Genomic DNA, 25,841 nt, shown 5'->3' on the forward strand with positions numbered 1-25,841 from the left:
GTTGCCCATGTCCACCAACCGCATCGAAAAAACAATCGAACTCAAAGCCCCCATCTCCCGCGTCTGGCGAGCCCTCACCGACCACCGCGAGTTCGGCGAATGGTTCCACGTCAAGCTCGAAGGCCCCTTCCTTCCCGGCTCCATCATCCGCGGCCAAATCACTCATCCCGGCTACGAGCACCTTATCATGGAAGTCACCACCCAGAAGATCGAGCCTGAGAACCTCTTCTCCTACACCTGGCACCCCTACGCCGTCGATCCCAAAGCCGACTACTCGAACGAACCTCCGACCCTCGTCGAATTTCGTTTGAAGAGTATCCCCGGCGGCACCTTCCTCCAGGTCACCGAATCAGGCTTCGACAAGATCCCCGAGCACCGCCGTCTCGAGGCCTTCCGCATGAACGACAACGGCTGGGCGCAACAGCTCGGCAATATCGAAGCCCATGTCACCCAGAACCCCTAGCAGACGCCAAAGATCCTACGCCCCCGTCTTCGCCGCCCTAGGAGATCGAACGCGGCTGTCGCTGGTCATCACACTCTCCACCGGCCCGCCGCAATCGATCGCCCAGTTGACCGAAGGCTCCCCCCTCACCCGCCAGGCCATCACCAAGCATCTGCGGGTGCTCGAAAGCGTCGGCATCGTTCATGCCGTCCGCAGTGGCCGCGAAAGCCTCTTCGAGTTCGACCCCCAGCCTCTGGAAGAGATGAAGCGGTATTTGGACCAAGTCTCCCAGCAGTGGGATCAGGCGCTGGGCAGGCTAAAATCCTTCGTCGAGAGGTAGCCTGCTCGCAAAGCCACCAGAGCAGACCCAGGCAGTATCCCTCCGCTCACCAAAAGGCGCATACTATGGTCTAAGACACGTCGAGCTGCGTCCGGCCAGCAGGGAAGCGGCCCATCAGGAGACCCCACATGCGATCCGTCACGCACCTTGGCTTGACCGCCCTCCTCACCCTATCCGTCGCCGCGTGGTCCCAAACTCAAATCCCGACTCCATCCCAAGCCCCGGCCGGCAGCCCGCCACCCGCACAGTCGCCCACCCCAACCCCGACAAGCACCCCCACGGCCACCATCCCATCCGACGTCCCTGCCGAGAAGCCCATCCCCGGCCACCCCACCGCCACGCCTAAAGAGAGCAAGGACGCCGCCGCAACCGTCAAAGCCGAGAACAAAACCGACCGCCTCCCATCTCCCGGCGAGGACATGAAGACCAACATCAAGGCCGGTAGCGAAGATGACGTCAACTCCGTAGGCACCCGCAACATCGGCGGCCGCGGCATCGGCAACTGGTACTCCACTGACTGGGAGATCCGCACCGGCAAGCAATACTCCATGGAGATCGAGAAGTCCGCTCACATGGTCAACGACCCCGTTATCGTCGAGTACGTCAACCGCGTCGGCCAGAACATCGTCAAAAACTCCGACTGCAAAGTCCCCTTCACCATCAAGGTCATCGACTCCGACGAGATCAACGCCATGGCTCTTCCCGGCGGCTTCTTCTACGTCAACTCCGGCCTCATCCTCGCCGCCGACGAGGAAGCCGAACTCGGCGGTGTCATGGCCCACGAGATCGCCCACGTCTGCGCCCACCACGCCGCCCGCCAGATGACCAAGATGAACTACGCGCAGATCGGCTCCATCCCGCTCATCATCTTCACCCAGGGCAGCTGGACCGGCTACGGCATCTATGAGGCCACCCAACTCGCCATCCCACTAAGTTTCCTGCAATTCTCACGCATGGACGAGGCCGAAGCCGACTGGCTCGGCGTCCAGTACATGTACAAGTCCGGCTACGACCCCCAGGCCTTCGTCCAGTTCTTCGAGAAACTCGACGCCCTCGAGAAGCATAAACCCGGCACCCTCGCCAAGGTCTTCGCCGACCACCCCCAGACCCCCGACCGCATCATGCACTCTGAGGAAGAGATCGCCACCATCCTCCCCGCGCGTCCCGACTACATGGTCACCACCTCGGAGTTTGACGACGTCAAGAGCCGCCTCGCCCGTCTCGAGAACAAACGCAAGATCAACGACGGCAAGGGCGGCAACAAGCCCACGCTCCGTCGCACCGCCAGCGGCAACGGCAACAACGACCCCAACAACCCGAACAACCCCTCCACCAACACCGACGACCGCCCAACCCTGGGCCGCCGCAACTAGAACGCCACCAACGGGAGCAAAAGGGTATACCCGCCACGAAGTGGCCGCCTCGCGCGCAGCGGGCCCGTCCGGCAGGTTCCTCCTTCTCTTATACAAAGAGCATGAATCCCCCGCGCTCGACGGCGACTCTAAGCCCTAGCTCGAACCATCTGCAATCAATCGACCAAGCGATCGCACAACCGCTCTCATGGAGAATTAACATGAGTAATCTAGATACCTTGTTAGAACGCAACAAAGCCATCGCTGCTCAACAGTCTGCCGAAGGCACAACGATGCCCTCCCTTCTTGCCGCAAGCGGAAACCTGAAAGCCACGATCATCGGTTGCGCCGATATGCGCGTCGACCCGGCTCATATCCTGGGAATCAAACTGGGGGAAGCCCTCGTCATCCGTAACATCGGTGGCCGAATCACGCCAGTCTTGCTCGAGGAACTCGGTCTACTCGGACGAATCGGCCAGGTCCTCGGCGGAGCTCCCGCCGGAGGCGGAGAGTTTCACCTCATCGTTCTTCACCACACCGACTGCGGCATCACCCGCCTCGCAGGCGACCCCGACAAGCTCGCGCATTATTTTCAAATACCCGAGAGTGAAGTCAAAGCAAAAGCCGTCACTGACCCATACGCCGCGGTCGCTGCCGACGTAGCTCTACTCCGTGCAGTTCCCGCACTGCCCGCCAAATGGCTCCTCTCCGGCCTTGTCTATGACGTAGCGACCGGCCTGGTCAACACCGTCGTACCGCCTGCGCCGATTCGAACAAGTTAACTCCATCCCCGCCAATATCCCTGGTCGGGACCAGTTAGAATTGGCGAGGCAATCAATGAACCTCTCACGAAGGCAATTCAACCAGCGAATAGGTGCGCTTGCAGCCATAGCTGTCTGTTCGCGCCAGAGCCTCGGCTTTGCGGAAAACAGACTCCGCCTTGGACTGAACACATGGAGTCTGCGCGCTCTCTCCCAACAGGAAGCGATTCCCATCATCATCCAAACGATGAAGCAGGCGAGACTGCAGGATTGTCAGATCCTGTTCACCCACGTAGAGCCTGCAAAGTTCGACCCTGTGTTTCCTGTCGGCGTCTTCAATCCGCCAAAATCATCTCCAACACCCCAGCAGATAGAACAACAAAAGGCGACCGAGGCCGCACTGACGAACTGGCGACTCTCAGTTCCAATGAGTTACTTCGAAGACATCCGGTCCACCTTTGAAAAACAGGGCCTCAGAATAAAATCCTATTCGCTCAGATTCGGCAGCTCTGAGGCAGAGATCGACCGCCTGTTCCTGATGGCAAAAGCTCTCGGAGCAGACTCAATCGTTAACCGTCTCCCGGCAACATTGACAAATACGGTCGCGGCCGCAGCGGAAAAACATCAAATGATCGTCTGCCTTCATTTCTCCGATCTGAACGAACTACACAAACAGCTCGCCGCCTCACAGTACTTCCGCATGGACCCCGACATAGGCGACCTGACCAAAGCAAAGATCGATGCATTGCAGTTCGTCCAAACCAACTATCTGTCCATGTACTCGTTCGATCTCAAGGATGCGGTGCCCGGAGGTTCCAGTGTTCCATTTGGAGAAGGCGCAGCGCACATGAAAGAAGTCCTCCAGTTCCTAAAGGAGAAGCAAGCTCCCATCACAGCCTACGTAGATTGCGACTATGCCGGAACCGGTCGTTCGCCCAAAGAAGTAGAGAAGTGTGCCTCGTATGCGAAAAGCATCATCGACTGAGGTGCGAAGAATCGACCCACTCAGATATCGAGACGGTGCGAAACAGTCAACACAATCTTCCCCTGAGCATGTCCTTCTGCCAGGTAGCGAAGCGCTTCTGCCGCCTCGCTCAACCGATAACGTCTGTCAATAACCGGCACAACTTTGCCGCTCTCCAGAAGATACTTCATAAAATCCAGATCCTTCCGGGTTACCTTCGTCAAAAAGAAACCCATCTTCTTCCGCCCCATCCGCGATAGCACCGGCGCCAGGACAAACGCCTCGAAGATCTGAGGCAGACCGCCTCCCGCTGCGACATAAACTCCATCGTCGGCCAGCAACCTCCTGTAGGCGAAGATCGAATGATGAGCATTCGCCCCCAGGATCAGATCGTACCGCTGTGCGTTCCGCGTGAAATCCTCTTTGCTGTAATCGATCACACGGTCTGCGCCAATCGAACGCGCTATCTCCACATTTCTCGTGCTGCACACCGCGGTCACGTCAGCCCCAAACGCTTTGGCGATCTGCACCGCAAAGGTGCCCACACCACCAGACGCCCCTTCCACCAGAACCTTAGACCCTGGCCGAACTCTCCCCTTATCGCGCAGACCCTGCAGCGCAGTAATAGCCGCCACCGGTACCGCCGCCGCTTCTTCAAACGTCAGGTTGTCTGGCTTCGGCCCCAAATTCTCCTCGGCGACACATACATACTCGGCAAATCCTTCTCCTTTGAAACCTGTGACCCCGAATACCTCATCCCCAACCTGAAACCCTTTTACCTCTTTGCCCACCGCTTCCACGCGGCCTGCCACATCGCAACCCAGGATCATCGGTCTTCGCCTCCGCAGTCCCGGCAACCGATCCCACGGCGCACCTTTCATCAGGTACAGGTCCAGCGGATTCACCGCTGCCGCGCAAAGCTTGATCAGGACCTCACGATCCCCAGGCACAGGTGTTGCGACCTCCGCGTACTGCAACAGGTCTGGTGGCCCGTATTGTGTGCGTAAGATAGCCTTCATCGCGCTCTTCCAATCGCTTCCGCCAAGATGGATCGCAACAAGCGACAAGCCGTTGACCGGAAGTATAGGACGAACTCAAAGTTAAGTCCCAACTAGCGAGCTCCCCCTCTGCGCGCACTTACCCCGCTCAGCCGACCAGATGACGCCGCAGATCCTCCGGGTGATAGCAGTGTGCAAACGCCGTCTCTCTCGAGATACGCCCAGCCCTCACAAGTTCCGTCAGCGACTGTTCCATCGTCAGCATCCCATCGGCGCGCCCAGTCTCAATGCTGGCCCGCAGTTGATGGTCGTCTCCACGTCGAATTAAATTCCGCGTCGCTCCCGTAGCCACAAGTATCTCCACTGCCGGATAGCGTCCGCCCCCATTCTCCGCCGACAGCAGTTGTTGTGAGATCACCGCCAGCAGCGCCAGCGACAGTTGTTGTCTTATCTGCGACTGGTAACCTGTCGGAAACGTATCCAGAATGCGCGAAACTGTCTGCGCCGCATCATTGGTATGCAGCGACGAGAGCACCAGGTGTCCCGTTTCGGCGGCTGTCAAGGCGGCAGCAATCGTTTCGCTATCCCGCATCTCGCCGATCATAATCACATCCGGATCCTGTCGAAGCACCGAACGCACAGCCTGGCCAAAGCTCAGCGTGTCGTGACCAAGTTCAATCTGCTCCACCAGAGAATTGCGATTCACATGCTGATACTCAATCGGATCTTCAATCGTAATAATGTGGTCGTGCCGTTGCGCATTAATGCGATCAACCAACGCCGCAAGCGTGGAGGTCTTACCGCAGCCAGTCGGTCCGGTCAGAAGCACCAGCCCCTGACGCCGCTCCGCCAGCATCGCCAGTGCGGCCGGCAGATGAAGCGACTCAAGCGAAGGAATCTGCTCAGGCAAAACACGCAGCGCTGCCGCAAGTGTGCCCCGTTGGTAGTGAAAATTGGCCCTGAATCTTCCAATCGAACTACGCACAAAGCAGAAGTCCAGGCACTTCTCTTTCTGCAGTTCGTTCAATTGAGCGGACGTAAGCAGTGGCAGCAAAATATCCCTAATATTCTCACCGGAGAGGGGCAGCCCCACGTCCGGAGTCAGACCTCCGTTCACTCTCAGCATCACCGGCGACCCGGCTATGAAGACCATATCGGACGCACTTCGCTGAAGAGCGTTGGTTAGAAAATGATCAAGGGTTCGTCTCTCACTGGATCTCGGATTTATCGCTGAACGGTTTAGTTGGTCGACCAGCTTCGACAGTTCGTTCTCGTACTCACCCATTCAGCGCTGTCCTCATGGCACTTAGACGTAGTTCAAACAAAAAACAAATCACATTTTTTTATCGCGCAGCTAGCATCTGGAAGCAAGTCATCACACCGACCAAAGGGAGAACCCAAGCAGTTAATCCTCACCAAACAAGGTATACAAGTCACGAAGTGACTGCGCCGCGCGCAGCGGGCTCGTCCGGCAGGACATAGCATTTAGCATTACCGACGCGGCAACTCCCGCTCCGTCAGCCACCCAAATCCCAAACCGAGCGCCCCCCAAAGCACCGCCTGAATCTCCACCGCCGCCACGCGAAACTTCCACATCAGCGTCACCGGAAACCCCGCCGGGACCTCATCCACCTCCGGCAAAAAGTGCGCCACTCCACTCACCACCACCACAAACAAACCAGCCGCCAGCAGGGAACCATTCCACTCCCCAAACCGCCGCGCCAGCCGCCTCCGCATCTGCAACGAGAACACCATCGCCGATATCGAAACAGCAATTAGCAAAAAGTAAGCCCCGGTTCTCACCCCAATCGTCTCCGCACTCCCCACCGCCGGAGGATTCGCCGGATACTTCAACTGAGGCACCAGCACAATCGCCACAAACCCAAGCCCAGCCAGCACAGCCGCGAGCGCCCGCGGCCCCAGCCCCCCAATCCGCCCATAAGCAAACGCGAACACCAGCCCAAACAACCCACCCACCGCCGCACCATAAACCACCGCACCGGTAAGCAGCCCGGCACTCTTCTGCACACGGCGGCTCACCATCTCAGGCTCAGGAGCCTCGCCCTTGGCCTGATCCGCAGCCGTCTCAAACGCAATCGCGCGCTCAACCTGCGGCTCGCCAATCCATCGTGCAAACGCAAAGACGAGCAGGCCCGCAACAACGCCCACCAGCATCCCGCGAAGGAGCAGAGTTCGAGTCATCAAAATCTTCTGCCCGGAGCGCGTCGCTCGCAGTTATAGGTGTGGATTTGGAACATCGACTAACCCCTATGACTCGTCATCCTGAGCGAAGTGGCTCACGGCACTTTGTGAGCCACACAGTCGATTGCGGCCAAAACACTCAGTTGCCGCGAACCGATTCATGCTGCGGTATCCGTCAAGATACCCGAATTTCGTCTTTGTATCTGCGATTGCCTGCGCTTTACTTCAACGCAAAACCCGCCCTAGTGGCAGGGAAAGCCAAGAAGGTGGCGACCGTCATGCAAAAACTCATGCACCATCGTCCCGCGAAACATCGAGGTAGCGCCCTGCTCCGCGCCGACAAAGTAAATCGCCAGCAGCAACAGCAGCCCACCGAACACCGCATACGGCAGAATCTCGCGCAGCGGAACAACGGGTAGAGCGGGAAGGGAAACCGGCTGTGCAACGGAACCAAATACGGATTGAGCCATTTGTAACCTCCAGGGATCGTGCGTCCCACGCATTGCTCATTCGAACGAGGAAGAAACGTCTGGCTCTCAACCCGAACTACAGGTCAATCACAGTGGCGCGACCGCACCGGACTTTCACCGGCTTCTTCCATCCTCATCAAAATCTATCTCAACCCTATGTGCCACAATCATCAAAGTCAAGCTCGCGAACACTTTTACACATCCCCTTGCGAAGCATCACGGAGACCAGCGCGTGCCAGCCCGCCTTTCACTCATAAGCCACGCCCCCACCTCCGCCACGCGGCTCTCTGCCTTTCCCTCCGACGAGCCCATCGAAGAACCCTCTATCGCCAAACTCACCACCATCAACTGGCAACCACCTCGCGCCCACCACATCCTCACCGCCCCCGAACTCCGCACCCAACAAACCGCCCGGGCCCTAAACCTCACCGCAACACCAGCCAACGAACTCCGAGACCTGAACTACGGCATCTGGCAAGGCCGCACCCTCGCCGACCTACACGCCGAAGACTCCGCCTCCATTACCCAATGGCTCACCGACCCAACCGCAGCCCCCCACCAAGGCGAATCCATCACCGCTCTCATCACGCGAGTCGGAGACTGGCTCACAACACTCACCGGCGAAGACACGAGCCACACCATAGCCATCACCCACCCCGCAGTCATCCGCGCCGCCATCCTCCACACCCTCGACGCCCCACCCCAATCCTTCTGGCGCATCGACATAGCCCCCCTCACCCTCACCGACCTCCGCCACAACGGCCGCACCTGGACCCTCCGCTCCGCCGCCATCCCACTAATCACCATCGGCGACAACAGCCAATCAATCCTGGATTAGCAGTCATCTTGCTTTAGCTTCTTTCTCACATCGATAAATCGTCATCTCGACCGAAGCTGTTTACAGCCTCAGCGTGAACAGCGCAGCGGAGAGACCCCCGCATCTTTGCTTTTGCGCTTGCATTTGTTTCACTTGTTGTCATCTCCAAAGGGATCTGCTGCAGCCTGCAACAAAAACGTCTTAGTGAATGGCAAGCCATTGGCCGCCATTGCGAGACCCAAACCCAACAAAAACCCACGCCAAACAAGCTAAAATAGAAGCATGAGCACCGCCATCCTTCCCAACCCGCACACCACTGGCTACACCGACGACCACGCCAAGTCCGGCCTCGACGCCATCTTCCCCGCCATCGAAACCTGGCAGAACCAGTTCAAGGCCTACGAGATCCTCGTCGACGACCCCGAGTTCACCTCCGTCTGCCCCAAGACCAGCCTCCCCGACTTCGGACGCATCACCATCCGCTACATGCCCCGCGAGAGCTGCCTCGAACTGAAATCCCTCAAGGAATATCTCTTCACCTACCGCAACCTCGGCATCTTCCAGGAAAACATCGTCAACCAAATCCTCGACGACGTCGTCAAAGCCTGCAATCCCGTCTGGGCCGTAATCGTAGGCGACTTCCGCCCTCGCGGCGGCATCTCCACCGTAGTCACCGCCACCTACCCCCGCACAGAAACGCCCCCGCAAAAATAAATCTCAAAAAGCTGGCGCACTTTTCGTCTCCGAAAAAGCGCCAGCCAAAACACCACATCCACCACACAAACCACCACGTTCTCACCACCAATTCACCACAACAAAACACCTTAAATCTCAATATCCCCGAACAAAACCACCCTCCGCCCACGCCCCAAAAAAATCCTCGCAAGACACCTGCTATCCTTCCAGCGAGATGGCCTCCTCGACTACAGAAAAGCCCAAACCCACACACGCACCCTCCGTCGCCGGAGCCACCACCGCCCTCGTCCTCCTCACCGCCCTAAACTTCGTCAACTACATCGACCGCTACATCCTCCCCGGCGTACAGGAGCAGGTCAAGCACGAGTTCCACCTCTCCGACGAGCACATCGGCCGCCTCACCTTCTGGTTCATGATCGCCTACATGTTCACCTCGCCCATCACCGGATGGCTAGGCGACCGCTTCCCCCGCAAGCCCATGATCGTCACCGCCGCCCTCTTCTGGGCCGCGATCAACTTCCTCACCGCCACCGTCCACTCCTACGACTCGCTCAACCTCCGCCACGCAGCCCTCGGCGTAGGCGAAGCCAGCTTCGGCATCTTCGCCCCCTCTCTCCTCGCCGACTACTACGAGCCCGACCAGCGCAACCGCGTCCTCACCATCTTCAACGTAGCCATCCCCGTAGGTGCAGCCCTCGGCTACCTCGTCGGTGGCACCGTAGGCGAACACTACGGCTGGCGTATGTCTTTCATCGTCTCCGCCATTCCCGCCGCCATCCTCGCCATCCTCATCGCCATCTTCCTCAAGGAGCCAGCCCGCGGAGCCAGCGGAGATCCAGCCGCCAGTGGAGACGCAACCGCCGGCGAACACGGCAAGGCGAAACTCGAAAAGGGAGCCATCCTCTCCCTCATCAAAAACCCCGCCTACCTCTGCTCCATCCTCGGCTACGCTGCCGTCACCTTCTCCCTCGGAGGCATCTCCTGGTGGATGCCCTCCTTCCTCCAGCGCATCGACGGCCGCAGCCAATCCTCCGCCGCTTACATCATGGGAGCCATCACCGTAGTCGCCGGCCTCGGCGGCACCATCACCGGCGGCACCATCGCGCAAAAATGGTCGCGCACCAATCCCAAAGCCCTCTATCTCGTCCCCGCTATCAGCGCCGCCATCGCCGTCCCGCCCGCGCTCCTCTGCTTCTTCGGCCCCCACAACCTCACGCTCTACGGCCTCGGCGCAGCCATCTTCCTCATCTTCCTCGGCACCGGCCCCGTCAACGCCGCCACCCTCAACGCTGTCCGTCCAGAGATCCGCGCCACCGCCATGGCTGGCCAACTTTTCATCATCCACGCCTTGGGCGACGCCATCTCCCCCCGCATCATCGGCGCCGTCAGCGACCGCTCCACCCTCAACCTCGGCCTCGGCTCCACCCTCATCACCCTGCTCCTCGCCTCGGTCATCTTCTTCCTCGGCTCCCGCTACGCCCCACCTTTGCATGACGAGATCCTCGCCGCTGCAAAGACATAAGTCACACGCACGCGACGCAATGACAACCTTTCGTTAAGGGACAAAACCCGAAACTACTCTCAGTTCGCTTTAGTGTGTTCAGTTCAAAGTTCATTAGTAAATGAAGTGTCATCCTGAGCGAAGTTTGGCGCGTTCTTTGCGCCAAATGCAGTCGAAGGACCTGCGTTGTTAGGCGGCGAACTTTGGACTCACTACACTAGTACCATCGCCTAGAAGAAACAGGACGATTCCATGAAGCGTTTCTCAAAAACAATATTCGGATTCTTGACTGTGATCGCCGTCCTGGGCGGCGGGTTGCAATGTCTCATCTGGTGGGGTCGATCCACGCCGTCACACCCCAAGAACTTGCCAACCAACGCAGTCTGGTTACGGCCTCCTACGGTAGTATTCGATTTCACTAGACGGGGCAACTGGGTTGGATGCAGTGTTGAGAGTCAAAATAATCGATGCGTAGTGACAGACGCTCGTGGCAACGTCGAGTACGACGACCTCTTTTTGCCTATCGAGGGTATTGGTCCTGTACGGAAAGAACGACTCATTTACAGCGTAAGGAATTCCGGTTGTCTATGGGTCTATTTGAACCTAGGCAAGAAGAATGTTCCAGTCATTCACCTTCAGGATGGAACAGTTCTTCTCCCTCTGGAGGGTTATAACGAGTTGAAAAATTGGCTGGAAAAGATCGGGTCAAATTGTTGAATGGTCGGCTCGATGTAATTCTCAAACTCTCCGCCTGGTTCATCGCACTCCTGTGGATATGGAAGGCCCTCACCTCCGCCGTCGGCCTCCGCCGCGTCCCCGACCTCACCACACCAGCTCACAATCGAACCCCACCTGATCGTCCCTCCATCGCCGTCATCATCCCCGCCTGCAACGAAGAAAAAAGCATCGCCGCATGCCTAACCTCTCTTCTCCAGCAGGACTACGCCGCCCTCCACCTCATCGCCGTCGACGACCGCTCCACCGACTCCACCGGCGCAATCATCAACGCCCTTGCCACCCAACATCCAGCTAAGCTCACCGCCCTCCGCATCACCGAACTCCCCACCGGCTGGCTCGGCAAAACCCACGCCATGGCCTTCGCCGCCCGCCACGCCATCTCCCTCCACCACCCCGACTATCTCCTCTTCACCGACGCCGACATCTTCTTCCGCCCCGAGACCCTCCGCCTCGCGCTCGCCCAAACCGTCACCACTCAGGCGGACCACTTCGTCCTCCTCCCCACCGCTACCATCAAATCCGCAGGCGAGGGCATGCTCCTCAGCTACCTGCAGGTCATGAGCCTCTGGGCCGTTCGCACCTGGCGCATCTCCGACCCCAAAGCCCTCCGCGACGCCGTCGGTGTAGGAGCCTTCAACCTCCTCCGTACTACTGTCTATCAGCAACTAGGCGGCTTCGAAGCCCTCCGCATGGAGATCGTCGAAGACCTCGCCCTCGGCACCCGAATCAAACGCCAGGGCTTCCGTCAGCGCATCGCCACCGGCCCCGGATTAGTCAACGTGCACTGGGCCAGCGGCGTCTCTGGCATCCTCAACGGCATGACAAAAAACTTCTTCGCCATCTTCCACTACAACCCCGCCCTCGTCCTTCTCTCCTGCCTCTCGATCACGGTCTTCTGCATAGCTCCCGTCTTCTTCGTCGCCCTCCCAAACACCCGCATCGCGGCGATTATTACTCTCGCCTCTGTAGCACTCCTCTACGTTCTATCCAGCCGCAAGAGCAGAGTGTCCCCCTGGTACGCCGTTCTCTTTCCGGTTAGCGCCGCGCTCATCGTATCCTCCATCCTCCGTTCCATGCTCACCACCCTCAAGCAAGGCGGCGTCACCTGGCGTGGCACCTTCTACCCCCTCTCCGAACTCCGCAAGAAATCATCGCCCCGCTAGGTGCGTATTGGAATTCTGCTTTTGCTCAGGGGCACGGTTCCAGCCGTATCTTAATTTCAACAAATGTATCGAGCAGTCAACTCTTTCCGACCAACGGGAGGACCAGGCCGGTCCCCTCATCAAGACCGGTAGACACGTCACGAAGTGACCGCCCTCCGCGCAGGAGGCCCGTCCGGCAGGACGTTTCACCGTTGTCTCGTCCGCCTTTCGCACTAACGGGAAATCGAATTCCACAATTCTGCAACGAAGTGCATCCTCCTGAATTGTTTTATGAATTACAGCTAAACATTCCCGGTCATTGGGAATCTGCTCAACATCGGTGCACGTATGCGTGATGTACCACTAGAAATAAACTTTCCAGGAGCAACATGAAAAAGCCAGCGATGATCGTCTGTGGCCTCGCACTCGCGATGCTATCCTCTGCCTCGGCATTCGCCGATACGTTCTTCAACTTCAGCTTCACAGGAAACAGTAGCGTTACCGGACTTCCCGGTACACCCTTCTCCGGCTCTGGCCAGTTCGACGCCAAGGCCACAACCACCGCCGGCACATACAGGATCGTCGGCGTAACCGGCACGACCGACGGCGAAGCAATCTCCAGCATTCTTGCCCCGGGCAGCTTCGGCTTCAATGACAACCTTCTGTTCTTCTCCAGCGGAAACACCTCCGCTTCGCTCGACAACGCGGGCGTCTCCTACCAACTGGCGAACGGCGTTGACGCCAATCTCTTCCTGGGCATTCCTTCGCAGTATCAGCAAAGCCTCTTCGGATTTCCAGGCAGTCTTGTCAGCGAAGATCAAACCGCGAACGTGAGCATCACTCCGCTGGTCTCTGCAGTTCCGGAGCCAGCCACGTTCGCACTTTTGGGCACCGGTCTTCTGGGAATGATCGGTGGACTCCGCCGTAGAATCATCGCCTGACACTGATCGTCGAATCCCGATTGACTTTATGGAAAGCTGCTCTGTATGCGCAGCTTTTCTATTCCATTCAACGGTGGCTAAAACTGTGTCAAGTGTCGAATAGACGCAAGTTATTGCCCGGCAATCACTTCCGTCTGGCGTATTAGTTCCACTCCAACAGCTATACTTGTAACAAGATTAGAAAAACATCAGCCCCGGAGACACTCCGGGGCTAATTCATTGATAATAAGTATTTTAGCAATAACCCAATTGAAATGAATAGCTTGCGGACAATACCCACCTGCAGGTTATTGAAAATAAGCATCTTATGTCCAAAATACCCCGGAGGGGGGAGGGGGGTACCTTGGCGAAAAGAAGCCACAAAAAGAATCGGTCAAGGCCATGAGTCGGGAGGGTCTAAGCCTCCACCAGCACCCGGCCATACCGCTTCTCGACATATTCATCGAGAATCACCTGAAACTCCTCGACGATCCGATCACCCTTCAACGTGGTGAACAGCTTGCCATCAACATAAACCGGAGCCTTAGGCTCCTCAAACGTACCCGGCAGCGAGATCCCGATGTTGGCATGCTTCGATTCCCCGGGCCCGTTGACGATGCAGCCCATCACCGCCAGCTTCAACTCCTCGACCCCCGGATACCGCTTCTTCCACTCCGGCATCGACGCCACAAGGTAGCCCTGAATCCGCTCCGCCAGCTCCTGGAAGTAGGTCGAAGTCGTCCGACCGCAACCTGGGCAGCTGGTCACCTGCGGCATAAAGCTGCGAATCCCAAGCGACTGCAGAATCTGCTGTCCGCAACGCACCTCCTCCGACCGGTCCCCACCGGGAGTAGGAGTCAAACTAACCCGGATCGTATCCCCAATCCCAGAGAGCAGCAAAGGAGCCAGACCGGCAGCCGAAGCCACAACGCCCTTCATCCCCATGCCGGCCTCGGTCAGCCCAAGATGCAGCGCATAGTCGCAACGCTTCGCCAACTCGGTATAAACATCAATCAGATCCCGCACCCCCGAGACCTTCGCACTCAAAATAATCTGATCTCGCCGCAGCCCATACCGCTCGGCAGCTGTCGCGTTATCCAGAGCCGACACAACCATCGCCTCCATCATCACGTCGCGAGCGGGCAGGGGATTGGCTGACTTCGAATTTTCGTCCATCATCTTCGTCAGCAGCGCCTGGTCGAGCGAACCCCAGTTCACGCCGATTCGAACTGGCTTCTGATGCTCCACCGCAACCTCAACCATCGTCCGGAAGTTGTCATCATCCTTCCGACCGATCGACACATTACCCGGATTGATCCTGTACTTCGCCAGCGCTTTGGCCGTCTCGGGATACTTCTTCAGCAACAGGTGACCGTTGTAGTGAAAGTCGCCGATGATCGGAGTCGACCAGCCCTTCTTCGCCAGTTCCTCGACAATCGCCGGCACAGCCTTCGCCGACTCGTCGTTGTTGACCGTCACCCGCACCATCTCCGAGCCGGCGCGAGCCAGCGCCGCAATCTGCTGCACCGAACTCTCGACATCAGCCGTATCTGTATTGGTCATCGACTGCACCACGACCGGCGAATCCGACCCAACCCGAACCCCACCAATATTCACCGTTACCGCACGTCGACGCTGTATCTCAGGCATAAACTCTCCACCCCCAAGTTTACCACCGCACCACCAACAACCTACGCGATACACTACCGAGACGTGGCCCGGTAGCTCAGTTGCATAGAGCAGCGCACTCCTAACGCGAAGGTCGGCAGTTGGACTCTGCCCCGGGCCACCACGCCACAAATGTCCGAATCGCGCTTCGCGTCAGGACTCCTGCCCCAGGCCGTTACTTCCAAACCAAATCCAAACATAACTCCGACAAAGCGTTGACATCTGCTTCTTCACGGAAATTCATCTCGTTTGTCCGGAATATTTATCTGATCTATACTCGAAACTGTTTCCGGTGGTTGCTTCAGAGAAGCCAACCAAAAGGGAATCCGGTGAGAGTCCGGAACTGCCCCGCAGCGGTAATCAGGAACGAAAGCTCCAACAAGAGCACTGGTCTGTTAGTGGACTGGGAAGCTGGAGCGATTAGGTAGCTTGTAAGTCCGAAGACCTGCCGTAAACAGTGTCCACATCGGACACAATGACACACGCCTCCGAGGGGAAGGCCGGGTGGCCGCAGCCTATTCCGTCGCTGCGTTCCCGACCATCTTGCGGTGACAGGTCAAGAGAGAAAGTCGCATGATGAGAGTTGGAGAGAGTTTCTGCCCTGGCATCCTTCACGCGGTCCAGGCGAAAGACGGTCTACTCACGCGGGTAAGAGTGCCGGGTGGGATGATCACTCCCAGCCAACTCGCTGCTGTAGCCGAACTCTCAGCCTCGTTCGCTGACGGGCAAGTCGAAATTACTTCACGTTCCAACTTGCAACTGCGAGCCATTCAACAGCAAGATCTGAATTCCGTGATCCAAGGGTTGGACTCCGCCGGCTTTCTTCCTTCTCCGGAGCACGACCGCGTACGCAATATCGTGACAAGCCCGTTCGCTGGTTTAGGCTTTGGCGAGATTGTAGATACACGGCCATTCGTTCAGGAATTAGATCGCCGCCTCATCGCGGATCAAGTACTTGCGGCCCTACCACCCAAGTTTAGTTTTTCCATAGATGGAGGTGGAGACTGGTTTGCTCGCGATAGCGATGATCTAACTTTGCGAGTAGTGAGTGTAGATAAAACGCATTCGTTTCATTTCGTCATAGGAGAAACCTTATCGGGCTTTTGCGTGAGGATAGATGAGGCTTTGGACTGCGTACTCGAGGCCGCAAAGATATGTCTCAAGATTTCAAAGGAATTCCAAATACCGGCAAGAGGAAAGAAAATTGCGTCAGTACCTCAGGCGCTGGATCGATTATTAGATGGGTTGTCGAGTTTCCTTGTGGCTTGTCCTTCTCCCGACAGTTCAACCCTCGTTGCCCATATGCCGGTAGGAGTCTATGCAACTCACCAATCTGATTTCGCAAGCTTAGTCCCTTTGGTTCCTCTTGGACGACTAACCGCGGAACAGGTGCAGTGTGTAGCCATAATCGCGAAAGAGTGCGAGGGAGATATTCGGTTGGCCCCATGGCGGGGTGTCGTGCTCGGAGCTGTACCTAAACATTCGATTAGTCAAATTACTGAGCACCTTGAGGCCGCGGGTTTGTCGTTCGATGCCAAAGATGGGTATCGCGGGATCGCCGCGTGTGCGGGAAGCTCCGGCTGCGATGCTTCTTTGACTGATGTGAGACGCGATGCGTCTTCGTTGGCACGTCGCCTGGCCGGCCGCAATGCAAAGCCTGGTTGGACGGTCAACATTTCAGGATGTGAAAAACAATGTGCGATGCGGAATGGTGCGACTGCAGAGTTGATAGCAAGTTCTTCGGGTTACGGTTTGCGGATCAATGGACAATTGATTGCGTCAAACTGTTCGCTCGATTCTGTCATAGATAAGGTGGCTGCATGTCAGGCAGAGGAGCCCTTTGAGGTTCATTTGTGAAGATGATTTATAACAAAGACGCTCAGGATATTTACCGCGAATCTTTTGAAATCATTAGGGCGGAATCGGATCTATCTTCGTTCTCGCCTGTCCTGGCGCGCGTAGTGGTGCGGATGATTCATGCCTGTGGGATGACGGATCTGCCGCAATATGTTTCTGCATCACCGACCGCTACTGAAGTCGGCGAGCAGGCGCTTCTAGCTGGGATGCCCATACTTTGTGATGCAAATATGGTGGCAAATGGGATCACCCGATCCAGACTTCCGAAGAACAACGAAGTGATCTGCACGCTGAGTGATCCACGTACCGCGGAACTAGCGAGAAGGTTCGAGACGACCCGCAGTGCGGCGGCACTGGAGCTTTGGCGCGATAGACTTGGCGATTCTATTGTTGTGATCGGGAACGCACCGACGGCTTTGTTTCACCTGCTCGAGATGCTCGAAACAGGCGCAGCAGCTCCGGCTCTCATCATCGGCATTCCTGTTGGTTTCGTCGGGGCCGCGGAGTCGAAAGTAGCTCTTGAGACTAACCACCTTAATCTTCCTTTTTTGACGGTTCGAGGGCGCCGTGGTGGAAGTGCCATCGCCGCGGCTGCCGTCAACGCTCTCGCAAGTGAGGAAGAATGATCGAAGGCAAAATGCCAGGAAAACTTTTCGGCGTTGGGCTAGGACCTGGCGATCCCGAGCTTATAACTCTTAAGGCTTTGCGTATCATCAAGCAGGCTCACGTTGTTGCTTATCCGACAGCCAAGCACGGCCAGAGTAACGCGCGCTGCATTGTGCGCTCAGAGTTGACACGCGAACAAATCGAGATGCCGATGATCTACCCACTCACGACAGAGTCGACAGATCACCCCGGCGGGTACGAGGCGATCATTGCTCAGTTTTATGATCAGATGGCGGAGCAAGTCGCAGCATATCTCCTGGAAGGTCTCGACGTTGCGGTTCTTTGCGAGGGCGACCCTTTTTTTTACGGGTCGTTTATGTACCTTCACGACAGGCTGGCTCACCGCTTTTTCACGTCGGTGGTTCCTGGAATTCCATCTGTGATGGCCGCGGCAGCAAGGCTCGGCACCCCGCTCGTCAGAAGGGACTCAGAGCTAACCATACTTCCTGCAACTCTGTCGGAAGATGCCTTGACGGCCCGGCTAAATCCTCGTGATGCATTCGCGGTTATAAAACTTGGTCGCAACTTCACGAAGGTGAAAAACGCATTGTCGCGAGCCGGAGTTTTGAACAAGGCTCTCTACATCGAGCGTGCGACTATGAGCCAGGAACGGATAGTTCCACTAAGCGAAGTGGATTCGTCAAGCGTTCCTTATTTCTCGCTCATACTTGTCCCCGATTCCAGGCAGAGTCAGCAAGGCGATATCGTCAACAGTCTAGGACAAATAACAGTTGTCGGACTAGGACCGGGGTCTGCCGAGTGGATTACGCCAGAGGCCCAGCAAGCCTTGGCTGAGGCGACCGATCTGGTTGGATATCAGCGATATCTGGATCGAGTCCCACTTCGATCCGGTCAGCGTCGTTTCGGTTCTGATAACAAGGTAGAGGCAGAACGCGCACGTCATGCTCTCTCTCTCGCGGAGTCCGGAAGGCGCGTATGTGTCGTTTCATCTGGAGATCCCGGTATTTTTGCAATGGCCTCCGCAGTGTTGGAGTCGATTGATCAGGGGCCAGAAGCATGGCGTTCTCTCGATATCCGGATTGTTCCTGGGGTATCGGCTATGCAGGCCGTAGCAGCTAGAATAGGTGCGCCTCTGGGGCACGATTTTTGTGTTCTCTCGCTATCGGATCGTCTAAAACCCTGGGAGGTCATCGTGAAGCGGTTGCATGCTGTTGCTTCTGCTGACTTCGCCCTCGCGATTTATAACCCCATCTCTTCTGAGCGGAAGTGGCAGCTGATTGAGGCACAGGCGATTCTTGCAGGTTACCGAACCCCCGATACCCCGGTAGTACTAGCTCGCGCTGTGGGCAGATCAGACGAAAAAATTGTGGTTACAGATCTTGCGCGATTCGATCCCTCATTGGCCGATATGCAGACGCTCATTCTTGTTGGATCTTCAACCACTCGCAGCCTTCTGCTGTCGGATCATCGGGAGATGATTTACACTCCGCGAACCTATGGAGTTTAACAATGCCGTTTCCTGAAATTGGAGCAGCGAGATCGGATGTTAAGGAACGCTGGTTGTCGATCATAGGCATCGGCGAAGATGGCTGGGAGGGACTTAGTTCGGCAGCGAAACAAGCTGTAGAGTCTGCGGAGTTTCTTTACGGCGGTGTTCGGCATCTTGCCTATATCCCTAAGGTGCGTGCTGCCCAGATAGCGTGGCCCTCTCCCATGGCCACAGCGGTGCACGAAATTCTGACGCACTATCGAGGGCGAAGCAGAGTTACAGCTTTAGCCAGCGGTGATCCGATGCTTTTTGGCGTTGGTGTGACGCTTACTCGCGAGTTGGCTCCCGCCGAATTTCTTGTTATACCGCAGGTCTCAGCATTCTCGCTCGCGTGTGCGCGTCTCGGTTGGGCAATCTCTGAGACAATCCTGTTATCACTGGTCAATCGCCCAATTGAGCAAATACAGAGATATCTACATCCAGGCCAGCAGCTGATACTTTTCTCTGAAGACGGCACAACTCCTGCGACAGTCGCGAAATTTCTAACCGACAGCGGGTATGGATCGAGTCAATTCACCGTTTTTGAATATCTAGGTGGCTCTGCGGAGAGACGCCGGGACGACCGGGCAAATATCTGGTCGGTAAACCAATGTGGAGACTTGAATCTGATTGCGGTTGTATGCGTTGCTGATCCTGAAGCGAAACGTTTGTCGGTTGTTCCGGGACTTCCGGACGATTTCTATGTAACAGACGGGCAACTGACAAAACGTGAAGTTCGCGCCGCAACTCTATCGCGTTTAGCACCGTTGCCGGGCGAACAGTTATGGGATATTGGGGCGGGTACAGGAACGGTAGGTATCGAATGGATGCGTTCTCATCCTTCATGCTCGTGCATTGCCTTTGAAGAACGCGAAGATAGGGCCGCAAGAATTTTAGTCAACGCAAAGAGACTTGGCGTCCCAACCCTAAAGGTAATCAAGGGAAGTGTACCGTCGACTCTCGACGGGTTGCAGCCGCCAGATGCAATTTTCATCGGAGGGGGAATTAGCGGGGACGGCTTATTCCAAGCTTGCTGGAACAAACTTACCAAAGGTGGTCGAATCGTTGCGAACGCAGTTACCATTGAAAGCGAGATAGCTGTCGCAACCTGGCAGAGATTGTACGGTGGCGAACTTGTGCGAATCCTCGTTGCTCGTGCAGAGCCCGTCGGCGGCGTCCTTGGATGGCGGCATCTGATGCCAATAACCCAATGGTCGGTGGTGAAGTCATGAGTACCCCTTGTTCGATCGGCATTGGCTGCTCCTCTCGTGCGACAGCTTCGGATGTTATTCAGCTTATTCAAAAGTGTATGAGTGAAATCACTCCCGGCGGCTTCCTCGCAACGCTGGATCGGTGCTCAAATATCGGGGAAGCAGTCGCGACCGCCCTCAGACTGCAGTTGGTACTGTTTCCTGCCAGTGTTCTTGCGCAGGTTAGCGGAATCAAAATTCAGTCATTGTTGGCTGCATCGAAGCTTGGAACTCCCAGCGTCGCCGAAGCATCGGCTTTGGCTTCCCTCGGACCCGCGGCCCGTCTTATTTTACCGCGCCAGACGGGACGTTTCTGCACATGTGCTGTGGCGGTGCTGCCATGACTGTTCATTTCATTGGCGCAGGTCCTGGCGCTCCCGACTTGCTCACACTGCGGGGAAGAGATCTGATTAGCCGCTCCCCCGTGTGTCTGTATGCAGGCTCATTAGTACCGAAAGAAGTGATCGCACATGCTCCGTCGGGAGCTCGTATCGTTGATTCAGCCGAGATGAATCTTGATGAGATCATTGCAGAGATCTCGTCAGCTCATGAGAACGGACTCGACGTAGCTCGAATCCATTCTGGGGATCTTTCAATCTGGAGCACGATGGCAGAGCAGATCCGCCGGCTCACCGCTCTCGGAATTCCTTACGACGTAACCCCCGGTGTCCCATCATTCGCCGCCGCCGCAGCTGCACTTAGTCAAGAACTAACTCTTCCTGAGGTAGCCCAGACCTTGATTCTGACAAGAACTTCCACTCGGTCAACCGCAATGCCAGAAGGTGAAGATCTCGTAACGCTAGGTCAATCGGGCGCGACAATGGCGATTCATCTCTCCATCATGAATCTTGAGATGGTAGCTTCACAGCTGTTGCCACTTTATGGTGCAGACTGTCCTGTAGTCGTCGTGTTCCATGCGAGTTGGCCGGACGAAATTATTTTGCGCGGGACGCTATCGACAATCCAAGAGATCGTGGCTCAGTCAGGGATAGACAGGAACGCTCTGATTTTGGTTGGACGAACCCTTAGCCGTTCCAATTTTGGTGAGAGCTATCTCTACTCTGTTTCTAGAGAGCGCGAGCCGGAGGCACAGGGTGATTTTAAACCAGTATTCCCGGACGCAGATTGATTGTATGGAATTCAAAACTAGGATGTTAACTTGGCCGACCTCGATCCAACATCGGGTGAGATAAGAAGCGCACGCGGTCCTCAAAACTCACAACGAATACTGATTCTTGGTGGGACCGGAGAGGGGACTGAGCTTGCTTTACGTCTTGCACATAGACCGGACCTATACACCATCTCTTCGTTGGCTGGTCGCGTAAGCGAGCCTAAGCGTCCCGAAGGCATCGTCAGGGTCGGAGGATTTGGTGGTGTTGACGGGCTAGTCTCTTTCCTCGTGAAAGAGCGCATCGGGATGGTCGTTGATGTCACCCATCCCTTTGCCGTCCGAATCAGTCATAACGCAGAGCTTGCGTGCGCCAGATTGGGATTGTCACTTATTGCTTTCATAAGGCCACCCTGGACTAAGACAAAAGCGGATATTTGGCATGAAGTCAAAGATTTTAAAGAAGCAGCCAGTCTTGTTGATTTTCAGAAAAGACGTGTACTCCTGTCGATTGGTAGACAAGAGCTAAATTCGTTCGCTGCTTGTCACAATGCCTGGTTTCTGATCCGCGCCATAGAAGAACCAAACGGACCGCTACCGCGTTTTCATCAAATTCTATTGCAACGCGGCCCATTCGATCTTAGCGAAGAGTTGCGGTTACTAGAGAATCACTCAATCAATTACGTTGTCTCCAAAAATAGTGGTGGGCCGGCAACATATACCAAAATTCAAGCCGCACAGCTACTCAAGATACCGGTAGTCATGGTGAAGCGGCCTGTCAAACACACGGCTTCAACAGTCGAAACACTCGAAGAAGTACTCATGGAAGTTGATCGCTTGATCCAGTTCAATCGAACAACACGATAACGCTTGTCAACCTGGGCGCAGGTGTTGATGGCTTCATCTATCATTTAAAAGGGATGTCAATATGAGGAAGCTATACATCATTGGAATCGGTCCGGGTAATCCAGAGCAAGTAACAATTCAAGCGATTAAGGCTATAAACCAGGTTGACGTGTTCTTTATTACTAACAAAGGAGAAACAAAAAGCGATCTAACGCAGTTTAGAAAGGAGATATGTGAACGATACATCGACGAGCCATCCTACAGAACTATCGAGATCATCGATCCATGGCGCGACCCGACCATAGATTCTTATACCTCTCAAGTTGAGGCATGGCACCAGCAGCGGGCCCTAATCTACGAAGATCTGATTAAGAACGAGTTGCAGGAGGATGAGTGTGGCGCGTTTCTCATCTGGGGAGATCCGTCACTTTATGACAGCACTCTGCGAGTGATTGATCAGATTATTGGCCGTGGCCAAATTCATTTCGATTACGAAGTCATCCCTGGAATTACCAGCATTCAAGCTCTCGCGGCACGCCACAAAATAACCTTGAATGGTATCGGGGAGTCGATTTGCATCACAACGGGTCGTCAGCTATCGACTGATCTAGTTTCCAGCACAGAGAATGTTGTCGTCATGCTCGATGGAACGTGCTCATTCAAAAATGTGCTAGACAAAGAGGTGGAGATCTACTGGGGGGCTTACGTGGGCAGTGATAAAGAGATCCTCTTGTCTGGAACACTTGCCGAAACGCTTGAGAGTATCGAGGCGGCTCGAAGCGCGGCTCGGGAGAAAAATGGGTGGGTGATGGATACCTATCTGCTTCGGAATCCATCTGCACGCCGTCTTGACAAGTAGCTCTGTGACATGTGCGATCTACTGCAAGCGTCAAGAAGGCGTCATCAAAAAACTAACATTGCATTTCGACCATTTTCGAAGTGGTGGATGTCTAGAGTTTTTAAGAGAAATTGGGATAGTGTCAAAGCTTACCAACTAGTTTCTGGATCTATCAACATTCCCTTCGCCTAGTTTGCGGTGGAAGAAGTCAAAGACGAGGCCGTAGAGGCTGTAGGCGAGTTCGGGGTCGTAGCGTATGCCCTCGTCGCGCATGAAGGCGTGGGCTCCGTTGACCTCGTGCCAGCTGAACTTCTTCTGGAGTTCGTTAAGCCGGGCGAGGATGGCCACGCGGCCTTCGAGGGGGATGTGCGGGTCCTGGCGTCCCCAGATCATCAGGAGCTCACCCTGGATGTCTTTGGCGCGTTCGAGAGAGTCGTCTCCGCCTTTGCTGAGGGAGCCTTTGTGGATGTCGGTGGCGTAAAAGCAGGTGGTGGCGAGAACGTCGGGGTTCATGGCGGTGCGGAAGGCGAGGTGGCCGCCGATGCAGATGCCCATGGCTCCGAGATGGCCGGTGCAGTCGGCGCGGGATTTGAGGTGGTCGAGCGCGGCGCGGGCGTCGGCGTCGTAGCTGGAGAGCTCTTTGGTGGTCTTGAGGACGTTGCCGCGGTCGGAGCCAGCCTGGTCGTAGGCAAGGATGGTGCCAGCGGGTTCGAACTCGTGGTAGATCTCGGGGCAGGCGACGATGTAGCCGTGGCCGGCGAGCATGGCGGCGGTGCGGCGGATGGGCGCGGTGATCTGGAAGATCTCGGAGTAGAAGACGATGCCGGGGTAACGGCCGGTGCCGGCGGGGCGGACGATGTGAGTGCGCATGGGGCCGTTGAGAGTGTCGAGCGTGACGTACTCGTCGTTGACGATGATCATTTTTCTTTTCGCCTCGAATCTCGGATGAATCGCTTGTGAGTTTGCCCGGTGTCTATCTTATTCTGGTTGAGAGTGGTTTGGGGTTTAGGCTGCAGGTGTGAGGTGAGGGATGTATATTCCACGGGCGAATGAAGAGCAGCGGGTGCCAGTGCTGCACTCGCTGATGAGGGCGGAGCCGCTGGCGGCGTTGGTGACGTTGAGTTCGTCGGGGCTCGTGGCTTCTCATATTCCGATGGTGCTCGAGGAGGGCGGTTCGCCGCTGGGCGTTCTGAGGGGTCACGTTTCGCGGGCGAATTCACAGTGGCGCGATCTGGAGGCGTCGGTCGAGGCTCTGGCGATCTTTTCTGGCCCGCAGCACTACATCTCGCCAACGTGGTATCCCGGGAAGGTGGAGCATGGGAGAGAGGTTCCGACGTGGAACTACGTTGTGGTTCATGCGTACGGATCGCTGAAGGTGATGGACGACAAGAGCTGGATGAGAGCACACCTTGAGAGACTGACGAATGAAAACGAGGCCGAGACAGCGATGCCGTGGAAGGTGAGCGATGCGCCGGAGGAGTTTATCGAGACGATGATGAAGGGGATTGTGGGGCTGGAGCTGCCGATCGGCCGCCTGGAGGGGAAGTGGAAGGTTAGTCAGAACCGTACGGTGCGGGATCGCGAGGGAGTGCTGGAAGGACTGAGCAAGGAGAGTACGCCGGGGAGCCTGATGATGAAGAGGCTGGTTGAAGACGCTATGTAGTGTCGGCTGGGGGTATGAAGTGGTGAGGCTGCTGGGCGCAGAGGGTCTGCCGGGCAACTTTGTTGGTGAGTTAGTGGTGGTGATCGCCGCTATGTTGTTCGTAGTGAGCGTGGCTCTTTACGCGAGGGGAAGGCTAGGCACATGCAGGATGGTCGGTTGCTATACAGACAGACTAAATAGGCTAGATAGACAGCTTATATGTTAAGATGAATTTCATCTGGAGGAGTTAGATGAAAACTGGTCTTAGCGAACAAATTCGTCGCGTCGCGAAAGAGAAGTATATCGATCCTGCGGTGAGATCGGGGCATACTGAATTTTCTATTCCGGTGCGTGGGATGCTCGATTTGCTGTTGCCTTCCGGCTTTCCGAGAAATCACACTCCGCAGATTTGCAATTCGATTCAAACTTCCAAGTTTCTTAATCAAAATGGAATTGAGATCGTTGGAGTGGATGGGCCGCCTTCCGGGCAGAGTCCGACAGTCGTGGTGCGTTATCGGATAACTGGCCAGTCAATCAACTTGAAGGCTAGTCAGCGTAAGGGATCACGTGTTGAGGCTGTGAGGGAGGATGCAGCGGCGCGGGCTAAGCGGCTTACGGATGCCTTGCGAGGGTTGCTCAAAGAAGAGTTGAAAGAGCATGGAGGAGCTGAAGGGTTCGTGCGATGGATCAGGTCGGATGATGAGGAGGCTGCTTGAGCAGAATCTTCTGGGATTCGATGTTGATCATCTATCTGCTCGAAGGAAATCCCGCTTACTCAAAACGAGTTCAGCATCTGCTGCGACGGTCGTATGAGAGAGGGGATTCGCTTTTTACGAGTTTTCTTGCGTACGGCGAAGTGATGGCGGGAGCGGTGAATTCCCCAGAGAAAGCCGGCAAGATACAGCGAACGATGGAAGAGATGGGGTTTGGCTATCTTCCATTCGATGCAGGCGCGGTCATGCCGTTCAGCCGATTGCGGGCCAAGAACAAATTGAAGGTTGCCGATTCTATTCACTTGGCTTCGGCGGCTTCTGCTGGGATTGATCTGTTCCTGACCGGGGACAAGCAGTTGATGGGGCTGGATGTGCCGGGAGTTCAGTTTATTGCGGATTTCAATACGCCGCTGCTTTAGCG

The 25,841-nt window shown here is 56.1% G+C and carries 27 protein-coding genes, 1 tRNA gene and 1 riboswitch; of the genes, 22 read left to right on the plus strand and 6 right to left on the minus strand.

Annotated elements, in window-relative coordinates; translation table 11 throughout:
* Positions 1 to 7 precede the first annotated feature (7 nt).
* The 5 genes from HDF08_RS07670 (at position 8) to HDF08_RS07690 (ending at position 3,880) form a co-directional block, all read left to right on the plus strand.
* Positions 8 to 463 (plus strand): SRPBCC family protein, encoded by a 456-nt coding sequence (locus HDF08_RS07670; RefSeq protein ID WP_179637906.1) that lies wholly within the window; start codon positions 8 to 10, stop codon positions 461 to 463.
* Positions 444 to 782 (plus strand): ArsR/SmtB family transcription factor, encoded by a 339-nt coding sequence (locus tag HDF08_RS07675; RefSeq protein WP_179637907.1) that lies wholly within the window; start codon positions 444 to 446, stop codon positions 780 to 782. Before HDF08_RS07670 ends, HDF08_RS07675 begins: the two co-directional genes overlap by 20 nt.
* A 128-nt stretch (positions 783 to 910) precedes the next feature.
* A complete protein-coding gene (locus HDF08_RS07680; protein WP_179637908.1) occupies positions 911 to 2,155 on the plus strand; it encodes a M48 family metallopeptidase in 1,245 nt (414 codons plus the stop codon).
* Positions 2,156 to 2,355: 200 nt separating this feature from the next.
* On the plus strand, positions 2,356 to 2,916 hold the full coding sequence (locus tag HDF08_RS07685) for a carbonic anhydrase (protein WP_179637909.1): 561 nt from the start codon (positions 2,356 to 2,358) through the stop codon (positions 2,914 to 2,916).
* A 55-nt stretch (positions 2,917 to 2,971) separates the two neighbouring features.
* Positions 2,972 to 3,880 (plus strand): hypothetical protein, encoded by a 909-nt coding sequence (locus HDF08_RS07690; protein WP_179637910.1) that lies wholly within the window; start codon positions 2,972 to 2,974, stop codon positions 3,878 to 3,880.
* A gap of 20 nt (positions 3,881 to 3,900) precedes the next feature.
* Here the strand turns inward: HDF08_RS07690 and HDF08_RS07695 are convergent, their stop codons facing one another.
* The 4 genes from HDF08_RS07695 to HDF08_RS07710 all read right to left on the minus strand — a co-directional run bounded on the left by HDF08_RS07695 (position 3,901) and on the right by HDF08_RS07710 (position 7,529).
* Positions 3,901 to 4,878, minus strand: coding sequence for an NAD(P)-dependent alcohol dehydrogenase (locus tag HDF08_RS07695; RefSeq protein WP_179637911.1), 978 nt, complete (start codon positions 4,876 to 4,878; stop codon positions 3,901 to 3,903).
* 127 nt (positions 4,879 to 5,005) lie between these two features.
* Positions 5,006 to 6,142, minus strand: coding sequence for a type IV pilus twitching motility protein PilT (locus HDF08_RS07700; protein ID WP_179637912.1), 1,137 nt, complete (start codon positions 6,140 to 6,142; stop codon positions 5,006 to 5,008).
* A gap of 206 nt (positions 6,143 to 6,348) precedes the next feature.
* Complete coding sequence (locus HDF08_RS07705; RefSeq protein ID WP_179637913.1) at positions 6,349 to 7,059, minus strand: CbtA family protein; 711 nt, start codon at positions 7,057 to 7,059, stop codon at positions 6,349 to 6,351.
* A gap of 242 nt (positions 7,060 to 7,301) precedes the next feature.
* The gene (locus HDF08_RS07710; RefSeq protein WP_179637914.1) at positions 7,302 to 7,529 is read right to left on the minus strand and encodes a CbtB domain-containing protein; all 228 of its coding nucleotides are present in this window, start codon (positions 7,527 to 7,529) and stop codon (positions 7,302 to 7,304) included.
* A gap of 232 nt (positions 7,530 to 7,761) precedes the next feature.
* Here HDF08_RS07710 and HDF08_RS07715 point away from each other — a divergent pair, with 232 nt between their 5' ends.
* The 5 genes from HDF08_RS07715 to HDF08_RS07735 all read left to right on the plus strand — a co-directional run bounded on the left by HDF08_RS07715 (position 7,762) and on the right by HDF08_RS07735 (position 13,364).
* Complete coding sequence (locus HDF08_RS07715) at positions 7,762 to 8,367, plus strand: histidine phosphatase family protein (RefSeq protein WP_179637915.1); 606 nt, start codon at positions 7,762 to 7,764, stop codon at positions 8,365 to 8,367.
* Positions 8,368 to 8,628: 261 nt separating this feature from the next.
* The gene (gene queF / locus HDF08_RS07720) at positions 8,629 to 9,060 is read left to right on the plus strand and encodes a preQ(1) synthase (protein WP_179637916.1); all 432 of its coding nucleotides are present in this window, start codon (positions 8,629 to 8,631) and stop codon (positions 9,058 to 9,060) included.
* Between the two features lie 196 nt (positions 9,061 to 9,256).
* A complete protein-coding gene (locus HDF08_RS07725; protein WP_179637917.1) occupies positions 9,257 to 10,564 on the plus strand; it encodes a spinster family MFS transporter in 1,308 nt (435 codons plus the stop codon).
* A 692-nt stretch (positions 10,565 to 11,256) separates the two neighbouring features.
* A complete protein-coding gene (locus tag HDF08_RS07730) occupies positions 11,257 to 12,444 on the plus strand; it encodes a glycosyltransferase family 2 protein (protein WP_179638868.1) in 1,188 nt (395 codons plus the stop codon).
* 368 nt (positions 12,445 to 12,812) lie between these two features.
* Positions 12,813 to 13,364 carry a PEP-CTERM sorting domain-containing protein gene (locus tag HDF08_RS07735; RefSeq protein ID WP_179637918.1) on the plus strand — a complete coding sequence of 184 codons (552 nt, stop codon included), beginning with the start codon at positions 12,813 to 12,815 and terminating at the stop codon, positions 13,362 to 13,364.
* A 396-nt stretch (positions 13,365 to 13,760) separates the two neighbouring features.
* Here HDF08_RS07735 and ispG read toward each other — a convergent pair whose 3' ends face one another.
* The gene (ispG, locus tag HDF08_RS07740; protein ID WP_179637919.1) at positions 13,761 to 14,993 is read right to left on the minus strand and encodes a flavodoxin-dependent (E)-4-hydroxy-3-methylbut-2-enyl-diphosphate synthase; all 1,233 of its coding nucleotides are present in this window, start codon (positions 14,991 to 14,993) and stop codon (positions 13,761 to 13,763) included.
* Positions 14,994 to 15,058: 65 nt separating this feature from the next.
* Here ispG and HDF08_RS07745 point away from each other — a divergent pair.
* The 9 genes from HDF08_RS07745 (at position 15,059) to cobF (ending at position 23,086) form a co-directional block, all read left to right on the plus strand.
* Positions 15,059 to 15,135 (plus strand) — tRNA-Arg (locus tag HDF08_RS07745).
* Between the two features lie 149 nt (positions 15,136 to 15,284).
* Positions 15,285 to 15,478, plus strand: a riboswitch (cobalamin riboswitch).
* Between the two features lie 109 nt (positions 15,479 to 15,587).
* Entirely contained in the window at positions 15,588 to 16,868 is a 1,281-nt protein-coding gene (cobG, locus tag HDF08_RS07750) for a precorrin-3B synthase (RefSeq protein WP_257031065.1), read from the plus strand.
* A 2-nt stretch (positions 16,869 to 16,870) separates the two neighbouring features.
* Positions 16,871 to 17,494: a precorrin-8X methylmutase gene (locus HDF08_RS07755; protein ID WP_179638869.1), complete on the plus strand. Its 624-nt coding sequence runs from the start codon at positions 16,871 to 16,873 to the stop codon at positions 17,492 to 17,494.
* Positions 17,491 to 19,002 carry a precorrin-2 C(20)-methyltransferase gene (locus tag HDF08_RS07760; RefSeq protein ID WP_218884522.1) on the plus strand — a complete coding sequence of 504 codons (1,512 nt, stop codon included), beginning with the start codon at positions 17,491 to 17,493 and terminating at the stop codon, positions 19,000 to 19,002. The genes HDF08_RS07755 and HDF08_RS07760 overlap by 4 nt, the downstream gene beginning before the upstream one ends.
* 2 nt (positions 19,003 to 19,004) lie before the next feature.
* The gene (gene cbiE, locus HDF08_RS07765; RefSeq protein WP_179637921.1) at positions 19,005 to 20,255 is read left to right on the plus strand and encodes a precorrin-6y C5,15-methyltransferase (decarboxylating) subunit CbiE; all 1,251 of its coding nucleotides are present in this window, start codon (positions 19,005 to 19,007) and stop codon (positions 20,253 to 20,255) included.
* Positions 20,252 to 20,617, plus strand: a complete 366-nt coding sequence (locus tag HDF08_RS07770) for a cobalamin biosynthesis protein (RefSeq protein ID WP_257031066.1) — start codon at positions 20,252 to 20,254, stop codon at positions 20,615 to 20,617. The genes cbiE and HDF08_RS07770 overlap by 4 nt, the downstream gene beginning before the upstream one ends.
* Positions 20,614 to 21,402 carry a precorrin-4 C(11)-methyltransferase gene (gene cobM / locus HDF08_RS07775; protein WP_179637923.1) on the plus strand — a complete coding sequence of 263 codons (789 nt, stop codon included), beginning with the start codon at positions 20,614 to 20,616 and terminating at the stop codon, positions 21,400 to 21,402. The genes HDF08_RS07770 and cobM overlap by 4 nt, the downstream gene beginning before the upstream one ends.
* Before the next feature lie 30 nt (positions 21,403 to 21,432).
* Entirely contained in the window at positions 21,433 to 22,248 is an 816-nt protein-coding gene (locus HDF08_RS07780; protein ID WP_218884523.1) for a cobalt-precorrin-6A reductase, read from the plus strand.
* A 61-nt stretch (positions 22,249 to 22,309) separates the two neighbouring features.
* Positions 22,310 to 23,086 carry a precorrin-6A synthase (deacetylating) gene (gene cobF / locus HDF08_RS07785; protein WP_179637924.1) on the plus strand — a complete coding sequence of 259 codons (777 nt, stop codon included), beginning with the start codon at positions 22,310 to 22,312 and terminating at the stop codon, positions 23,084 to 23,086.
* A 135-nt stretch (positions 23,087 to 23,221) separates the two neighbouring features.
* Here cobF and HDF08_RS07790 read toward each other — a convergent pair whose 3' ends face one another.
* Positions 23,222 to 23,986, minus strand: coding sequence for a dienelactone hydrolase family protein (locus HDF08_RS07790; protein ID WP_179637925.1), 765 nt, complete (start codon positions 23,984 to 23,986; stop codon positions 23,222 to 23,224).
* Between the two features lie 109 nt (positions 23,987 to 24,095).
* On the opposite strand from HDF08_RS07790, the gene HDF08_RS07795 reads away from it, so the two are divergent.
* From HDF08_RS07795 to HDF08_RS07805, 3 genes are all read left to right on the plus strand, one after another.
* On the plus strand, positions 24,096 to 24,728 hold the full coding sequence (locus HDF08_RS07795) for an FMN-binding negative transcriptional regulator (protein ID WP_179637926.1): 633 nt from the start codon (positions 24,096 to 24,098) through the stop codon (positions 24,726 to 24,728).
* Positions 24,729 to 24,958: 230 nt separating this feature from the next.
* Positions 24,959 to 25,423 carry a hypothetical protein gene (locus tag HDF08_RS07800; protein ID WP_179637927.1) on the plus strand — a complete coding sequence of 155 codons (465 nt, stop codon included), beginning with the start codon at positions 24,959 to 24,961 and terminating at the stop codon, positions 25,421 to 25,423.
* Positions 25,420 to 25,839 carry a type II toxin-antitoxin system VapC family toxin gene (locus HDF08_RS07805; protein WP_179637928.1) on the plus strand — a complete coding sequence of 140 codons (420 nt, stop codon included), beginning with the start codon at positions 25,420 to 25,422 and terminating at the stop codon, positions 25,837 to 25,839. The genes HDF08_RS07800 and HDF08_RS07805 overlap by 4 nt, the downstream gene beginning before the upstream one ends.
* Positions 25,840 to 25,841 lie beyond the last annotated feature (2 nt).

It is taken from the genome of Tunturiibacter empetritectus (genome assembly GCF_013410875.1).
In the GTDB taxonomy this organism is placed as follows: Bacteria; Acidobacteriota; Terriglobia; order Terriglobales; family Acidobacteriaceae; genus Edaphobacter; species Edaphobacter empetritectus.

What these genes read in the sequence shown, in the direction of transcription:
- HDF08_RS07795 (WP_179637926.1), top strand. Translation starts at nt 24,096, where the DNA reads ATGTATATTCCACGGGCGAATGAAGAGCAGCGGGTGCCAGTGCTGCAC.
- queF (WP_179637916.1), top strand. Translation starts at nt 8,629, where the DNA reads ATGAGCACCGCCATCCTTCCCAACCCGCACACCACTGGCTACACCGAC.
- HDF08_RS07755 (WP_179638869.1), top strand. Translation starts at nt 16,871, where the DNA reads ATGATTTATAACAAAGACGCTCAGGATATTTACCGCGAATCTTTTGAA.
- HDF08_RS07670 (WP_179637906.1), top strand. Translation starts at nt 8, where the DNA reads ATGTCCACCAACCGCATCGAAAAAACAATCGAACTCAAAGCCCCCATC.
- HDF08_RS07675 (WP_179637907.1), top strand. Translation starts at nt 444, where the DNA reads ATGTCACCCAGAACCCCTAGCAGACGCCAAAGATCCTACGCCCCCGTC.
- HDF08_RS07800 (WP_179637927.1), top strand. Translation starts at nt 24,959, where the DNA reads ATGAAAACTGGTCTTAGCGAACAAATTCGTCGCGTCGCGAAAGAGAAG.
- cbiE (WP_179637921.1), top strand. Translation starts at nt 19,005, where the DNA reads ATGCCGTTTCCTGAAATTGGAGCAGCGAGATCGGATGTTAAGGAACGC.
- cobG (WP_257031065.1), top strand. Translation starts at nt 15,588, where the DNA reads ATGAGAGTTGGAGAGAGTTTCTGCCCTGGCATCCTTCACGCGGTCCAG.
- HDF08_RS07685 (WP_179637909.1), top strand. Translation starts at nt 2,356, where the DNA reads ATGAGTAATCTAGATACCTTGTTAGAACGCAACAAAGCCATCGCTGCT.
- HDF08_RS07695 (WP_179637911.1), bottom strand. Translation starts at nt 4,878, where the DNA reads ATGAAGGCTATCTTACGCACACAATACGGGCCACCAGACCTGTTGCAG.
- HDF08_RS07705 (WP_179637913.1), bottom strand. Translation starts at nt 7,059, where the DNA reads ATGACTCGAACTCTGCTCCTTCGCGGGATGCTGGTGGGCGTTGTTGCG.
- ispG (WP_179637919.1), bottom strand. Translation starts at nt 14,993, where the DNA reads ATGCCTGAGATACAGCGTCGACGTGCGGTAACGGTGAATATTGGTGGG.
- HDF08_RS07690 (WP_179637910.1), top strand. Translation starts at nt 2,972, where the DNA reads ATGAACCTCTCACGAAGGCAATTCAACCAGCGAATAGGTGCGCTTGCA.
- HDF08_RS07790 (WP_179637925.1), bottom strand. Translation starts at nt 23,986, where the DNA reads ATGATCATCGTCAACGACGAGTACGTCACGCTCGACACTCTCAACGGC.
- HDF08_RS07760 (WP_218884522.1), top strand. Translation starts at nt 17,491, where the DNA reads ATGATCGAAGGCAAAATGCCAGGAAAACTTTTCGGCGTTGGGCTAGGA.
- HDF08_RS07770 (WP_257031066.1), top strand. Translation starts at nt 20,252, where the DNA reads ATGAGTACCCCTTGTTCGATCGGCATTGGCTGCTCCTCTCGTGCGACA.
- cobM (WP_179637923.1), top strand. Translation starts at nt 20,614, where the DNA reads ATGACTGTTCATTTCATTGGCGCAGGTCCTGGCGCTCCCGACTTGCTC.
- cobF (WP_179637924.1), top strand. Translation starts at nt 22,310, where the DNA reads ATGAGGAAGCTATACATCATTGGAATCGGTCCGGGTAATCCAGAGCAA.
- HDF08_RS07725 (WP_179637917.1), top strand. Translation starts at nt 9,257, where the DNA reads ATGGCCTCCTCGACTACAGAAAAGCCCAAACCCACACACGCACCCTCC.
- HDF08_RS07710 (WP_179637914.1), bottom strand. Translation starts at nt 7,529, where the DNA reads ATGGCTCAATCCGTATTTGGTTCCGTTGCACAGCCGGTTTCCCTTCCC.
- HDF08_RS07700 (WP_179637912.1), bottom strand. Translation starts at nt 6,142, where the DNA reads ATGGGTGAGTACGAGAACGAACTGTCGAAGCTGGTCGACCAACTAAAC.
- HDF08_RS07680 (WP_179637908.1), top strand. Translation starts at nt 911, where the DNA reads ATGCGATCCGTCACGCACCTTGGCTTGACCGCCCTCCTCACCCTATCC.
- HDF08_RS07735 (WP_179637918.1), top strand. Translation starts at nt 12,813, where the DNA reads ATGAAAAAGCCAGCGATGATCGTCTGTGGCCTCGCACTCGCGATGCTA.